The organism is Nocardia sp. NPDC052254 (genome assembly GCF_040679495.1).
Lineage (GTDB): Bacteria > Actinomycetota > Actinomycetes > Mycobacteriales > Mycobacteriaceae > Nocardia.
The window spans coordinates 1-14,870 of sequence record NZ_JBFAUW010000020.1; the positions used below are offsets into that span (position 1 = coordinate 1).

Below are 14,870 nucleotides of genomic sequence, written 5' to 3' on the forward strand. Positions count from 1 at the left end.
TCCAGCCGATCCGACCACCGCAAACCACCACGCGCCACCGCACCGAACCGCAGATGCACACCCTCCACCCGCGGCGAATACACGAAAATCTCGAATCGCGGACGCGGCCGCGGCAATTCGGCGATCGCATGCGGATCGAACTTGAACGACAGCCGGCCGAGCGGATTCCCGTCCGCGTCCCGGCGGAAGTAGTTGGTGCGCAGGGTCGCGGTGATCAGGCCCAGAATCGCACGCAGAATGCGATCGGTGTCGAGGCTGACCACGGCATCGATCTCATCCTGCAGCCGCGCGGAGATACCGGCCGCGCGGGCGGTGGCGACCGGGCCCAGATCTTCGGGATCGAAATAGGCGTCGAACAACTCGGTGAACGCCCGCGCCGTGCTCGGGTGCGTCAGCAGCACGCGGGTGATGTTGGCGAAGGTATAGGCGAACCCGGCCTGCTGCAGATACTTCGCGTAGGCGCGCAGCATGGCGATCTGCCGCCAGTGCAACCCGGCCCGCAGCACCAGTTCGTTGAGCCCGTCGACCTCGCAGTCCCCGAACCACATGGCCGACACCGCTTCCGGCAGTCGACGCCGAATACTGGTGGAAGGCAGCGAATCCAGTGTGGTCGGCTGATCGAGATCGGCCGCGGGATCCGACTCGCCCGCACCGCGAATCGTGTTCGCCGCGACCCGCAGCCCGAAATCGTAGATCCAGCGGGTATTCGAATCCGGCAATTCCAGCCGGTAGGGCTGCTCTTCCAGCACTTCCACCCCGAGGCTGTGCAGCACCGGCAGCACCCGGCTCAACGAGACCTCGGCCCCGGCCACGTACAGCGCGAATCGCCACTCCCCCGCCGGTGCGCCCGGCACCCGGTACAGATCGGTGTCGATTCCGCCATCGGAGAGGCCATGCAGGCGGCGCAGATCGTCCAGCGCCCGCTCCGGCTCGTACTCCTGCCGGTAGGAAGCGGGGAAGGCGGCGGCGTAGTCCGCGACGACGGTGGGTTCGAGTTCGACGGCGCCGGCCGCCGCGGTGACCAGCCGGTCGGCCCAGCTGCGCGTGGTGGCGAACAGCAGATCCTGAACCCGCTCGCGATTGGTTTCGGTGATATCCGCCGGTTCGGCATCGGCACCGCGATGCACCGTGAAATACACGACCGCGAGCTCGGATTCGGTGACCCGGGCCGAATAGGCGATCTGCTCGGCATCGAACTCCCGGCGCAGGATGTCGTACATCCGGGTGCGCACCTCGGTCGAGTAGCGGTCGCGCGGCAGATACACCAGACAGTAGACCGCGTTGCTGCCGACGTCGCGGCGCAGGAACAGCCGGATCTGGCGGCGCAGGCCGAGATTCATGACGGCCGAGACGGTTTCGAACAGCCGGCGCGCATCGGTGGAGAACAGTTCGACCCGCGGGAAGGTCTGCAGCATCTCCAGCAGCGCCTGCCCGGAGAACGAATTGAGCGCCAGCCCTGCCCATTCGATGACCTGGTGTACGCGGCGCGAGATCACCGGGATGTCGAGGATGTTCTCGTGTAGTCCGCTGACGGTGAAGGTACCCACGAACACGTGCTCGCCCACCACCGTCCCAACGACCGACGGGGTGGTCTCGGCGCCGTAATCGGCGACGCTGACGACATACACGTCCGGCGAGCCGGGCAGCAGCGAATCCAGCGATCCGTTGGACAGTCGCAGGATCTGGTCCGGGCCGGTGGCCACCGCACCCACGTCCACACCGGTTCCACTGCGCAGCACGCCCAGCGCGGTACCCGAAACCTGTTGCGGCTCCGGCCCATCGGCGGCGGGGTGAACCCGGTAGTAACCGTAACCGAGCAGGTTGAAGTGCCCGGAGGTCAGCCAGCGCAGCAGCTGCGCGCAGTCGGACGCCTCGGCCGCCGAGGGTTGCGGCACCACATCCAGGCGCGCGGCCAGCGATGCCATGGTGCGGGTCATCGCCTCGGTGTCGTGGGCGACCTGGCGGAGTTCGGCGAGCAGGGGTGGCAGCGCCCGCTCGATCCGGTCCAACACCGCGTCACTGTCACCGGCACCCAACTGGACATGGATCCACGATTCGGTGACGACGTTGCCGCTGGCCTCTCCACGACTGTCCGGATTCGCCTGCGCCGCATCGAAACCCTCACTGGGGGCGATGGCGCGCAGTCGCCCACGGCGGTCGCGCAGCACATCGAAGACCGGGTGGACCACCTCGGTGACGGTCGCGCCCAGCCGCTGCAGCGCGGCGGTCAGCGAGTCGACCAGCAGCGGCATATCGTCGTTGACGATCTGCAGGGCCGGCCCCAGATCACTGCCGTCCCCCACCCGATAGAGCCGGGTCAGCGCGGTTCCGGGCCGCCGGCCCGCGGCCAGTTCCAGATGGTGGCGGAAGATCTGCTCGGCACGGCCGGTGATCGTGGGGGCCGCGGCTCCGGGCTGGATCCAGCGGAAATACACCGCCTCCAGATCCGTCGGATCATCACGGAATCGCTTCCATGAAATCGTCTGCTGGGTAGTTGCCACCATCGACCCGTGCCTTCCCGCGCTCGGTACCCGTCCGCGTCCAGTGCGAACTTTGTTCAATGTACCGTTAAATAACGGCACATTAAAGAGTGTAACAAGGATCGAGCTGATCTACCCGGTTTCTCAGCGAACCAAACCCGAGCGGTACAAAAACGTCTGTGCGCCCGCACGATTGGCGAAGGCCGCGGTCTCGATGCGCAGCCCGGTCCGGGTGTCGGCATACCGGACGGTTGCCGACGGGCCGACGCCGATGAACACCGCGCCGTCCGCGACGACCGTACCGCCCGCCGCGCGCCACCCACTCACCACCGCCGTCAGATCGGCCGGTGGGTCCTCACGCACGGTGAAGGTCAGCGCCCGGCCGCCGGTGATTGCGCCGGCCAGCAACGGCTGCTCGGCGGCGATCACGCAATTGTCCACATCACCGGTGCCGGCCCGACTGCAGGAGGACACCGTCCGGATCTGATCGGGAAGGGACTCGACCGGCGTCAACTGCCCGACCGGCGCCAACTCGCCGATCGGCGACGGCATGTCGATCGAGCAGGACCGGATGACGACGACGACCAGCACCAGCAGGCCGGCGATCACGACGAACACGCCCTTCCAGCCGAGCACCGGCAAAGTCAGTGCGGCGAAACCTTTCTCGGCCTCCCCGGCGACCTTGCGCACACCCTCGCCGGCCTTGCCGATCTCGGCTTCCACCTTTTCCGCCGCATGCGCGGACCCGGTCACCAGCCGGCCCGCCCGCCCGGCGAGCTCCTCCGCGTCCGAGAGCAAGGCATGCCCCACACCGTGTCCCACGGCCGGCAACGGCGCACCGCAATGCGCGCAACGGGATTCGGAATCACCGTTGCGATGATTGCAGTACCGGCAGATCGATTCGGAAATGCTCAATGTCCCGTGATCACAATCGAGGAGATGGCGGTGGCATTGACCGACCTGTCACCCTCGGACTGCTGAACCGTCAGGGTGACCTTCGACGCGTTGACCGCTGGATCGATCTTGGTGACCACGAGGCTGCGCTGGTCGAGAGTCTGCTGGGTGTACTTCTTCTGAGTCGGATCGTTGAACTCGTAGGACACCCGGCTCACCGTGCGGAATTTGCTCCACTGATCGGATCCGTCGCTGCCCACGCTGTCGAAACCGGGGACGATACCGATCGAATCCACCTGATAGCTCTTGCCCAGATCGATCGTCATGACCTGTCCGTCGATCTTGAACGAACGGACACACGACCATGCCTTACCCGGTTCACCGGAAAAGGCATTCATCGCATCCGTACTACCGGCAGAGCACTTGGCCTGCGCGGATTTGGGTTTGATGACGGAACTGGAGGCTTCCGGGGCCTCGCTCTTCGACGGCGGGGCGGGTGCGGCCGAGACCGGTGTCACCACGGCCAGCGGCTGGGTCTTCTCGTCTTTGCCGCTGGTGGTGATGAGCACCAGTACGAGCACGACCGCCAGCACCCCGGCGATCGTGAGGGCCACCTTCGGCTTGCGTACCTGGGTCAGGATCTGCTGCGGGAGGTCGGCTCGCTCACCCGGTGCGGGTTTCGCGGCCTGCTCGCGAGGACCGGATTCGCCCGGGGCGGACTGTTCTCCGGCCCCCGAGGAAGCGCCGAGCCGGCTCGAGCGCTCGGAGAAATCGGAGGCGAAGTCCATCTGCGCCGGGCTCGCAGCGGACTCACCGCTGAGCAGCGCCATGATCCGGTCGCTCGCCTTGGGACCCGAATCGACCCGTCGCGCAGACGGTACGGAGTCCGGATCCGGTAGTGCGGCAACGGAATCCACGGACGACGACGACGCAGACGTCGCCGGGCCGCTGGTCGGCTCGACTTCGGGCGGTCCGAAGGACGGGTCGGAAAGCAGGGCGTCCAGGACCGCGCCGCGATGGCGAAGGAAGACATCTCCCTGGTCCTCGGGCATATCCCGGATGTTATCGGGATTCCCGCCGACGCCCGGACGGCGCTATTCCCGCTGGGGAGAACACTTTCCGGCGATCAACCCTGCCGATCGTCGGTCACGAAATACTCCGGTGGCACGTCGAATACCCGGGCCAGGGCGATGATCAGATCGAGCCGGGGAATCGCCTCACCGTGCACCAGCCGGTACAGGCCCGACTGCGAGACCGGCACATCGGGATAGGCCAGCTCCAGATGCTGCGCCAATGAGTACAGCGTCAGCGACCGGGTCGCACCGTCTTCGGTCGACACCATGGATTCGGCGATCAACTCCGACAGCCGGCGCGAAAATATCGCCGCTGCGCTCTGCCTGGGGGTCAGCGCACCCTCACCTTCCGGAGGTTGGATGTCACCATCGGCCTGTGAGTCCGCTACCACGTTGATGAACATTACCGTCCCGATTCGTCAGCCGGCACCAGGACCTCCGAGCCGCGGGGCCGCGATCACCGGTCCATCGCCTGTCGTTGTCGGCACCTGCGGCGCCGGATTGTCGTAATAGCGGGTCTCACCCCGCGGTTCGATGAGATCGACCCGCACCGTCCGCATCGGAATGCTGACATCCACCGAGGTCGCGGTGACCTGGTTGATCGCGAGATCCACCGACTTGCGCCGCGAGGTACCCGGATCACTGATCGTCACGGTGGTGTGGGCCGTGGAGGCTCGCGGCGTCATCTGGTCGAATACCGCGATCGTGGCCGCCGCCGGAGCGGCGGCCGACTCGGTGGCCACCGATTCACCCGCCAGCCGCAGCGACGACGGGTCACCGACCGCAGATACCAGCTGCGACCAGCGCTGCGGACGAGCGGAGTGCACCTCCACATCCGCGCCGACCACCATCGCCCGCAGCACGATCTGCTGCGCCACCGGCAGGTCCGCGTGGACATCGATGGTGCGCCGACGTGGATTGTAGTGGGCCGGGTCGAACAATGGCAGGGCCAGTGCGTGCTGCGGCTGACCGCTGATGGCACCCAGGATCTGGCCGTTCGGGCCGATGGTGATGGGCAGCTCCGCGAGCATTTCCGCCGTCGCGAGATCGTTGCCGGTGTCATCGCGCGGCAATTCCGACACCGAGGTCCGGGTGGGCAATGTGGCCATCAACGCGGTGGACTGCCGCCCGCCGAGACGCCGGAGATAGTCCGCGGGGGCGGAGGTCACCGGTGGCCCGACATAGCGAACCAGCCCGCGTGGTCCGAGCGCACCGCCGGCGAGACTGACCACCAGCGTCGTGCGTCCCCGATTCCAGCTCCAGCAATCGTCGAGGCCGGCGCCGGCCAGGCGCGTCCAGTCGATGGCGAAACTGGTGACGCAACGTCCCGAGGACGGCGATTCCATCTGCCCCCAGCGCTCCCGCAGATCGGTCAGCTCCACACCGGCGTGCAGCAGCCGGGTGGCCTCGCGCAGCGCGTCCGCGGGCAGCGCATGCGCCGAGAAGCCCTGCTCCCGCAGTCGGGAGGCGATCCGATGAGCCGCGGTGGCAAGCGCTTTCGGCCCGGTGACCTCGCAGGGGCCGCGCCGCGACAAGGTGGCCAGATTGCGCTCCTGGTCCAGCCGGACCACCAACCAGGTCATCCGCTCACCCACCACCGGATGGGTGCCGATCAGCTGGTCGTAGAGCATGCTGTAGCTGCTGGCCGGGCGCACTCGCTGACCGGTGGTCACGATATCGATGTCGACGTGCACGCCGTACTGGTCGAGCATCCGGGCCAGGGCGTCGATCGGCACGACATCTTCGGTGTAGAGGGTCTTCTCCCCGATCACGGTGGGCAGGTCCAGGTTGGGGGCCAACTGGATCATGGCAACCAGGGTGGAATCGTCCGTGTGCACACCACAGATACCCGCGGCGACCTCCACATCGTGGATGTCGCGGTATCGGCTGCGGTCCTGAGCCCGCGCGGTCATCCCGGTGCGATACACGCACCAATCCAGCAGCCAGCGCACCCCGGTGCGGCCGTTGACGCGCACGATGACCGCCGTTGCCATCGCCACGACCACCAGCGAACCGACCCACAGTGGCGCATGAGACCACAAACCGACCAGGACGAAGCTGGCAGCGACCGAGGCCGTCACGATCGGCCCACCTTCCAGACTGCCGATTCGAAAATTCGGAGCGCTCACCGGCGTCTCCCGATCGCATTCCCGGCGTAACTCACTGCGACACCCGCCACGATCGCGACGAGGATGATGATCCCGGCGACGATCGCGGGACGGCGGTCGGCCGCCCGGGCCGGCGGCGGCACGTCGAGCTCGGCCGAACGGAACAGGCCGGTCGGCGGTTGTGGTGCGGTGCGCAGGCTCAACGCGGCCAGCGGGTCGATCATCCCGGCGCCCACGGCATTGTCGATGCCCCGGGCCGGTGCGTGGGCACTGGCCTGCAGCCGCGCGGCGATCTCCCGCGGCGTCTCGTTGGGATAGCGCGAACGCAACAGCGCCGCGACCCCGGTGACATAGGCCGCCGCGAACGACGCGCCACCGACGGGGACCAGCTTGTCCGGCGCGCCGACACCATTGATCAGGCCGCCGCCACCGGGGCCCAGCGATTCGATGCCGGTACCGGGTGCCGCAACCGAAACCCATGGGCCGGCAAGGGAATCCGCCATCGCCGCACCGGTCGCCGTGGTGAAACCGGCGGTCAGCACATCGGGCCCGAACCAGCCGGGTGAGGAGATGGTCTTGACCGAACCCCAGTTACGGGAGTCACGGGGACGGCTGGGATCGATCGGCGGGTTCTGCTGACATCCCGAGGTACCGGTGTTGCCGGCGCCGGACACGATGAGCGCGCCCCGCACATGCACGGCGAATCCGATGGCCGCCGAGAGCATCGACTGGTCGATCTTCGCATCCGCCGGCACACAGACCGGCAGCGATATCGAGATCACCCCGGCACCGAGGTTGGCCGCGTGGACGATGGCGCGGGCCATCGTCCGTAGCTCTCGTTCCATGTCGGCGTTGGGGTTGTTCGCCGGCGACTGCTCCAGGCTGAACGCGCCCGAGCGATAGCGAATCGACACCAGGCGGGCACCGGGCGCCACCCCGCTGAACCCGTCGGCGGGATCGGGCGCCGCGCCGATGATTCCGGCGACCAGACTGCCGTGTGCGTCGCAGTCCGACAGACCGTCACCACCGGCGGCCACATAATCTCCGCCGCCGGTCAGATTGGGTAGCCGCGCGCCGGGACCGACGCCGGTATCGATGATCGCCACCGTCACGCCGGCACCCCGGCTCAGTGCCCGGGCGCGGTCGAGCTCGAGTGCCTGTTCCGGTGGCGGGGTCTGTTTCACGTCGCTGTTCGGCAGCACACCGGCGGCCAGACATCCCTTGTCCTGTTTCGTCGGCGCCTCCGGACCGGGCGGACCGTCGGGCGGCTCGACACCGACCACCACCTCCGGCGGATCCACGGCAAGGGCCGGCGCCGCTCCCAGCAGGACCAGTGCGGCGACCAGAGCCACACTCGCGACTCGGACCGGACGCATCAGATCTCTCGCATGGCGGTGTAGACGCCCATGATCCAGAACGCGAGCACCGGAACCACCACGATCAGCGCGTATTCGGCCAGGTCGATGACACGGCGGGTCACCGGCGACAGGCGCTTGCCCGGCAATCGCAGCGCGGCGACACAGGCCAGTACCGCGAGGGCCACCACCACGATCACGACCACGAGCCGCGCGAACGGCGTCTGGTAGGCGTTGACCTCGATGAAACCGACACCGGCGACCGTGACGGCCGCCGCCGCGACCAGTGCGATCGCCTGTACCCGGTCCGGATACCAGCGTGAGCGCAGTGCCAGCAGACCCGCCACCGCCACCGCCATCACGATCTCGCGGATGCCGCCGGGGCTCGCCGACGCCGCGATGATCGTCGCCACCGACAGCAGGACCGCGATCGCGGCCATCAGCCCGCGCAGACTCGTCACTGCCAGCCGGGCGCGCGCCTCGATCCCCGAGCGCGCCTGTTTGCGGTCGCGTTCGGCCTCTTCCTCACGCTCGGGGTCGCCCTCACGTGCGGCTTCGGCGTCGAAGATGTCGGTGAGTGTCGATGCCGACACCTCGCTGCCCGGATCGGGCAGGTCCGGCGGGCGGATGCGGGCGACGACCACGGCCAGCCGAGGCGCCGCGGTCAGCAGGATGAGCGCGGCGAACACCACACCGGCGGCGACCTGCCGCAGCTCGAGGTCGATATAGGTGGCCGGAACGGCGGCCGCGGTGAGTACCAGCCCCAGCACGGTCACCGACATCAGCGTGGCGATGCCGAATCGGGTGACCCGCATCATGGTCGCGGCGGCCACGGCGGCGACCACGGAGCCCGCGGCGATGTTGGCGGCCGCGAAGGCACCCGGCTCACCGTAGGCGGGTGGCACCAGCATCGCCCCACCGGCGAACAGCAGCGGGATGGCCGATAACGCCAGCCCCAGACAGATGCCCTGTGCCACCCGGCGCCCGCGCGCGACCAGCGCCGCACCCCAATAGGCCGCGCCGAGCAGCAGCGCGGGCACTCCGCACCACCACACCGAGCCGGTCTCGGTCCACGACCGGGCCAGCATGCCCGCCGCGGCGAGCGCGCCGAGCCCGAGCGCACTGACACCCACCAGCGCGACCGTGGGCCGATCGAATTCGGCGAACTCTCGCTCGTTGATCATCGCCAGGGCGTCGGTGATGTCCTCCACGACGGGAGTGAACATCTCGGGCGATTCCACGGCGGTCAGCATGAGAACCGCGCCGTCGACCACATCGTGGTCGGCCAGGCTGCGCCAGCGCGGAATCGGCGGTTCACCAGGACGGGCCAGGCTCCACTGCCCGCTGGGCGGGGCGAAATCCACGGCCTCGTCGTCGATCGCGCGGGCCAGGACGCCCAGCAGATCGTCGATGAAGGTCTCGATGGTGAATTTGGTCGGTACCACCACATCGACCTGATAGGTCGCGACCATGACCGCGATCCGGGCCCGGGCGACCTCGGCCGAGGGCTGCGCCGAGGCGTACGCCGTTGTCATAGCCACGCTCCACGATCGCCGCCGGAGGTCATCGGCGAGCCGGGGAAACTGTCGGCCAGGGCGGCGGCCAGCTCTTCCAGGGCCAGGCCGGTGTCGTCGTCGAGCAGGCGCAGGTCTATCTCGCCGCCCTCGGCCAGATGCGCGTCGTAGGGCAGCTCGAAGGTCGGCCGCTGGGCGGTGGCGAACAGCTTCTCGATCTGGTCGACCTCGACCGTCGGTTTCACCGGATGATGGTGCACGATCGAGACGATCGATTTCGATATCAAATGTTGCATCCCATGGGAATTCAGCCAATTCAAGGTCGCGACCGCGCCCTTGACCCCACCGACGGTCGCCGGAGTGACGACCAGCACCGCGTCACTGTTGCTCAATACGCTCCCGGTCGCCGAATCAAGTACACCCGTTCCGCAATCCACGAGCATCAGGTTGTAGTGACGGCGCAGGATGTCGACCGCGGTGGCGTATTCGCGCCCCGACAACGCCTCCACCGCCTCGGTACTCCACGGCGAGGCGATGACGGCCAGGTCGGCGTCGTTGATGGAGGTGAACGAGTGCACCGCGGAAAATGCCTCGAGATTGGGCGCGCGCACCAGATCTCGCAGTGTCAGACCGTAGGGATGCGACCGCGTACGGGTGGGCAGATCCCCGAAATCGGGATTGGCGTCGATGGCGACCACCCGGTCCGGGCGCAGCCGCGCGAAGGTGGAGCCGAGCGCCGCGGTCACCGTGGTGCGGCCGACACCGCCCTTCACACTGATCACGGCGATCTGGTACGGGGTGTTCAACTGGGTCCGGATCCGACCGCGCCGATCCTGTTTACGCTGTTCGGCGGGTGAGAGGCCCAGGCTGAAACCGACCTTGTTGAGGGCGCCGCGCATTCCGCTGGTGGACTTCAACTGAGCCCGGTGCGCGGCGGCGATATCGGCCAGCAGTTCCGCGGAAGTCAGGGCGGCGGGCAGGATCTCGATGCGATCCGCCCCACTCTGGACCGCGCGCTCCACCCGGTCGGGTACCCGTGTGGCATTCGGATCGGCGGTGGCCCCCGTTGCGGCGGAATAGGTCGCGGGTGTGGACGGGTAGGCGGACGCCCCCTGCCATGAGGTCTGCGGCGCGGCGGATTGCCAGGTGCCGGTGGGGGTTTCGGCCGCGCCCGTCGTGGGTGCGGTGGCCGCCGAAGCCCCGCCGGGCGAAGTCGGCGCGGCGGAGTCGGCGCCGGTCTGTTGTGTACTCGGCTGCTGAGCACCGCCTTGGGGCGCCGGTGCGGCGGCCGGCGGGCGGTTCACCGACTGCTGCGGTCCGGCCTGGGCACCGGCGGGCCGGTACGGACCCGGTGCGGGCACAGCGGGCTGCGCCGACGTTGTCTGCGGTGCACCGGAGTGCGCGGCGGCGGCCGCGGCCGATCCGGCGGAGGGGTCGCTCTGCGGCTGCCCCGGTCCGGCCGCCGACGCGCTCGGCGCGGCCGGAGCCGCAGGCATACGAGCGACATCGTGTTGAGCCGAGGAAGCCGTCGACGCACCGGAGGGCGGCGCGGACCGCTGTGGCGATCCGCCGGCCACCGGCTCGTTCGGCGCTGCGAATCCCGGTGTCGCGGTGTTGCTTCCGGACCAAGCGTCCGAGGATGCCGTGGACGAGTTCGCACTCTCCCCCGGGTATGCCGATCCGCCGGATGGCCCGGCGCCCTGCTGGTCGGGCACCGGGGAGAAGAAGGCGTCATAACCACCCCGAGTCCGTGCCGCATCGGCCGAATGCCCATTGGTGCTCGGTGCTCGGTTCATATCCTCATCCTCTCGAAAACGCCCGGCGGACACTATCAATCGACCCGACTGGTTTCGAACCAGTTGCGGCTGGGTAATAGGTCGACCAGTGCCGCGACACCGGCGCGTAGCGCCGTGTCGTCACCGGGCGCACAGGTCGCCCGAATTCCACCGTCCAGCGCCATACTCGGAGTCACGATGATTCGGCCCGACATTGTGTCGAGCACACTCACGCACGCCTCTGGCTGTGTCGTCGCGCCGTCACGGTGCTCGATCATCACGATCTCCGCACGCCGGACGATCTCGTCCAGCACCCGGCCCAGCAACCCCGCGGTACGGGGCTCGGCGCCGAGTTCGACCAGCGCACGCCGACGCTCGTCCTGCCCGGTGGGCAGCTCGTCGAACTGCTCGGTCCAGGCCGCGAACGGCTCGAATCGCAGCGCCTGGGCAGGCCCCAGCGCCGCGGCCAGTGCCGCGGTCAGTGTGTCCGTTCGCGAGTCGGCACCGAAGACCGACTGGATGACGACATGATCGTCGGAGCGCAGCGCGAGGACATGCTGCTCACCCGAGCGAACCAGCGACAACCGCAACATTCCCTTCGGTTCACCGTCCCGGCCGGTGGTCACTATCCGGGCGGCGAGTTCCACATCCGGCCGGTACAAGCATCGCAGCCAACCCTCGATGGCCGGGTGTACCCGCCCGTCGATCACCGCACCGGCCTCGGCCAGCTGTTCGGCGACGACGGCACGGACACGTTCCCGGTCATCGATCCGGAAGATGTTGGGCAGCAATGCCAGTACCGGCGGATATGAGTCGATGCCGACCATGTGCTGTAGCAGCAGGGCGGCATCGACGTTGATCTCGATCGCGACCGGATCCTGGTCTTCTCCTTCGTCAAACATGGTGTCGTGCAGTGCTCCTCGCCGCCTCGACGGTCGTGCAAACGACGGACGAGGACACCGCTGATCCGTCAGGCGAAGATCGACCCGGCGTCGAAGCCCTTCGCACTCACCTGGTCGGAGGTCTGGAAATCACCACCGCTGCCGGCCACCGTGCCGGTCGCCGACTTCAGCGCCGCAAGCTTCGCCGTGTACACACCCAACTTGGAGTTGAGCATCCTCGTGATCTCGACGTGTGCCTCGGCGGTCGCACCGCCGAAAGCGGGTGCAATCTCTGCCGGCAGCTTGCTGATATTCGCGGCGTTGGTCTCCATTTCACCGATGATCGCTTGCAGCTTCTGAACATGAATATTGGTGTTCTCGAAATCTACGAACATTTCTCACTCCTCGATATCTGTCCGAATGGGTTCTCAGAAGTTGACATTCACGGACGGGGTAGGCACGGCGCCTTCGGCCGTCGCACCGGCGAAGGACTGCCCGTCGCCCACGTTCATACCGTCGTGGACATAGGACTTGGCCACCGATGACAACCCCCGCAGATCGTCTTCCGTGATCTTGCCGGCGCGAGCGGTCAGCTGCCTTTCGATGTTCTCCAGGAACTGCCTGAGCTTCATTCCCTCGGCATGCGCGTCAGCCATCTGCCGCTGGACTTCTGCACCCGTCGCCTTGGTGGCGATGGTCGTTGCCAGATTGTTCTTCGTACCATCGAGCAACCGGAGGTGTGCCTCCAGTTCGCCGATGTATTGCGCTGTCCGGATGGCGGCATGTTTGACATCCGCCTCATCACCCTTCAACGGATTCTGTGATGGCATTTCGCATTTCCTTTCACAACGGGCTTATTCGTGGCCCCGGTGAATACCGGGGACATCCGTGAGCACGGAATCGGTTTCGTCGTCGAAACGTTCGATGACACCGAGCACCGGAACCAATTCGGGTACCGAATCGATCGTCAGATCAGTGTCGTCGTATTCGATGACGCCGACCACCGGAGGCTTCTCGAGTACGGGAACATCTTCATGTTCACCGGGAACGAAGACTTTCGACTCGTTCTTCTCGTCGTCACGACGACGCCGCATCCGAGCCTTCGGCGCGACGGCACCGCGCGGCGCCCTGCGCGGCGGCACCGGCCCGCCGGCCGGTTCGGCCGGTAGCGCACCGAATGCCTTGGCTCCCAGAGAATTCCAGTTGCCCGGCATCCGGAAACCGGTAGCGGTGCCGGGCATGGCGCCCAGTCCGCCGCGGGCCATCGAGAACGCCACGCTGCTGCCGATACCACCACCGAGTCCCGCGAGGGTGGTCGAATACGGTGAGGCGCCGTAGAAGCCGTGTTGCTCTTCGGTCAGATAGTCGCCGCCACCACCGGAGTCCGACAGCGGGTCGGTCATCGACGACATGGCGTCGTTCACCTGGGAGACCGCCTGCTCGGCCTCCGATCCCTGCGGTGTCAGCTGTGTGGGATCGGTCTGGGCAGGATTGTCCGGAGTGACCGCGTTCCCACCCGTGGGATCGGTGCCACCGCCATGCGGCCCACCTCCCGGACCACCACCGGGCCCACCACCCGGGCCGCCGCCCGGCCCACTCGGGCCACCGCCCGGCCCGGACGAATCGAGGCCACCACCGCCGGGAAGATCGAAATGCGAACCGGTCCCGAGGTCCGGTCCACCTCCGTTCCCGGCAATGGGTGGCGCCACCAACGGTGGCGGCAATGCCTCGATGAGACCCACCGATGTCGTCTGATAGACGTTCATCGTGACAGCGGCCTGGATCCGCATCACCTGATACGCCACTTCGTTGGCCAGCAGCAGCGGCGCGGTGCCGAGACTGCTCGACGCCGCCAGAGCGACCGCGGCCTGACGGTTGGCGAGGATCAGGGGCAATGGCGGCATCGATATACGCGCGGCGGCATTGGCCGCCGCGGCACCGAAGGCCAGCCCGGCCGTCACCTCGGCGATGGCGGCCTGCTCCTGATACCACAGGGCATGGTTGGTGAACGCCTGGAGTGCCCGGCGTCCCGCCTCGCTCTGCCAGCCGAGACCCATTGTCGTATTGGCGGCAGCGAGTTCAGTGGCGGCACTGAGCAATCCGGCCGCCACCGCCTGATATGCCGTCCCGGCAGCGAACATCGGGCCCGGACCGGGCCCCCAGCTCAGCATCGCCGACAAGATTTCCGGCGGCATGGCGGCGAACTCGAGCGATTGCATGGCGCCGGTGGCGGCATGCGTCAGATTGGCGAGCTGATTCGCCACCTGCGCACTGGCAGCGGCGTCGGAGGCGGTGCGGCCGGCCGCACCGAGCGCATTCGCACCGGCGGCCGCGCCGGTCACTGCGTCCATCGCGACATCTCCCTGGGCGCGGTCAGGCGGTTCCGAACACGGTCGATCCGACTCGGCTGCCGCCCTTCATGTCGGTGGTCTCATAGTTGGTGATCGACTCCGGCAGCTTGCCGTTGCCCTCGTGGGTCTTGGCGATCCCGTTGTCGGTGATGCCGCAGTAGCCGACCTGATACCGGCAGAACGCCTCCGACAAGACCATGCTGATCGGATCGGCGCCGGCCGACATCGGCATACAGGCCGCCGAATTCGCGTGCATCATGCCCGATGCCGACCCCGCGGCGGTGCTGTTCGCGGCATGCGCGGCCGCGACGGCTTCCGGATTGAACTGGAGAAACATAGAAGTCTCCTCACGAGTGATGCCGACTCTTCAACCGAGCGGTACAGCAAGAACGGTATGGCATTCCCATCTTTGGGAATGTCTGTTGTCTTGCCCACGAAC

13 protein-coding genes are annotated in these 14,870 nt (G+C 67.6%); all 13 read right to left on the bottom strand.

The genetic code is table 11. The features are described 5' to 3' along the window. On the bottom strand, positions 1–2,504 hold a 2,504-nt coding region (locus tag AB0L57_RS29980; protein ID WP_364969275.1), incomplete at its 3' end, for an NAD-glutamate dehydrogenase domain-containing protein. A gap of 120 nt (positions 2,505–2,624) precedes the next feature. After that, positions 2,625–3,395, bottom strand: coding sequence for a hypothetical protein (locus AB0L57_RS29985; protein ID WP_364969278.1), 771 nt, complete (start codon positions 3,393–3,395; stop codon positions 2,625–2,627). Beyond that, positions 3,392–4,426, bottom strand: coding sequence for a discoidin domain-containing protein (locus AB0L57_RS29990; RefSeq protein ID WP_364969280.1), 1,035 nt, complete (start codon positions 4,424–4,426; stop codon positions 3,392–3,394). The genes AB0L57_RS29985 and AB0L57_RS29990 overlap by 4 nt, the downstream gene beginning before the upstream one ends. A 74-nt stretch (positions 4,427–4,500) precedes the next feature. After that, the gene (locus AB0L57_RS29995) at positions 4,501–4,839 is read right to left on the bottom strand and encodes a helix-turn-helix transcriptional regulator (RefSeq protein WP_364969282.1); all 339 of its coding nucleotides are present in this window, start codon (positions 4,837–4,839) and stop codon (positions 4,501–4,503) included. 27 nt (positions 4,840–4,866) lie between these two features. After that, positions 4,867–6,528, bottom strand: coding sequence for a type VII secretion protein EccE (gene eccE, locus AB0L57_RS30000; RefSeq protein ID WP_364969284.1), 1,662 nt, complete (start codon positions 6,526–6,528; stop codon positions 4,867–4,869). Positions 6,529–6,572: 44 nt separating this feature from the next. After that, positions 6,573–7,931: a type VII secretion-associated serine protease mycosin gene (mycP, locus tag AB0L57_RS30005; RefSeq protein WP_364969287.1), complete on the bottom strand. Its 1,359-nt coding sequence runs from the start codon at positions 7,929–7,931 to the stop codon at positions 6,573–6,575. Continuing rightward, complete coding sequence (gene eccD, locus AB0L57_RS30010; RefSeq protein ID WP_364969289.1) at positions 7,931–9,445, bottom strand: type VII secretion integral membrane protein EccD; 1,515 nt, start codon at positions 9,443–9,445, stop codon at positions 7,931–7,933. Before eccD ends, mycP begins: the two co-directional genes overlap by 1 nt. After that, positions 9,442–10,920, bottom strand: a complete 1,479-nt coding sequence (locus tag AB0L57_RS30015) for a MinD/ParA family protein (protein WP_364969292.1) — start codon at positions 10,918–10,920, stop codon at positions 9,442–9,444. The genes eccD and AB0L57_RS30015 overlap by 4 nt, the downstream gene beginning before the upstream one ends. Positions 10,921–11,255: 335 nt before the next feature. After that, on the bottom strand, positions 11,256–12,101 hold the full coding sequence (locus tag AB0L57_RS30020) for an ESX secretion-associated protein EspG (RefSeq protein WP_364969294.1): 846 nt from the start codon (positions 12,099–12,101) through the stop codon (positions 11,256–11,258). Positions 12,102–12,169: 68 nt separating this feature from the next. Then, positions 12,170–12,475, bottom strand: a complete 306-nt coding sequence (locus AB0L57_RS30025; protein ID WP_364969297.1) for a hypothetical protein — start codon at positions 12,473–12,475, stop codon at positions 12,170–12,172. A 33-nt stretch (positions 12,476–12,508) separates the two neighbouring features. Further along, entirely contained in the window at positions 12,509–12,910 is a 402-nt protein-coding gene (locus AB0L57_RS30030) for a hypothetical protein (RefSeq protein ID WP_364969300.1), read from the bottom strand. Positions 12,911–12,934: 24 nt separating this feature from the next. Further along, positions 12,935–14,431, bottom strand: coding sequence for a PPE family protein (locus AB0L57_RS30035; protein WP_364969302.1), 1,497 nt, complete (start codon positions 14,429–14,431; stop codon positions 12,935–12,937). A gap of 22 nt (positions 14,432–14,453) precedes the next feature. Beyond that, the gene (locus tag AB0L57_RS30040) at positions 14,454–14,768 is read right to left on the bottom strand and encodes a PE domain-containing protein (RefSeq protein WP_364969305.1); all 315 of its coding nucleotides are present in this window, start codon (positions 14,766–14,768) and stop codon (positions 14,454–14,456) included. Positions 14,769–14,870: the final 102 nt, after the last annotated feature.